Genomic DNA, 265 nt, shown 5'->3' with positions numbered 1-265 from the left:
CATGTCTTTTTTATTACGAAAAAGGAGGTGAACAATTGGAGCGAGTGAATGATATTTTCAGAAGTCTTAATATAATTGACGTATTCAACTCTACAACATTTAAACTTGGTTCATTAGTTGGTGGAAGTTTAGGAACATTTCTGAGCATTATATACGGAAAATCGAACTTAATATGGATTTGCATTCTGATGATGGTAGTAACTTTAGATTGGATTACTGGAAGCAAAGCATCAAAATTAGATGGATCGTATTCATCAGCATATGG

Annotated in this window: 1 pseudogene; it reads left to right on the top strand. The window is 32.8% G+C overall.

Annotated elements, in window-relative coordinates:
• Window positions 1-35: 35 nt before the first annotated feature.
• Window positions 36-265: pseudogene (locus JDS82_RS29210) on the top strand (phage holin family protein); the annotation flags it as partial.

This window comes from Bacillus cereus group sp. N14, assembly GCF_016483555.1.
Classification (GTDB): domain Bacteria; phylum Bacillota; class Bacilli; order Bacillales; family Bacillaceae_G; genus Bacillus_A; species Bacillus_A wiedmannii.
Note: the sequence above shows the minus strand (reverse complement) of the source record. Positions and strands in the feature narration are given on the sequence as shown.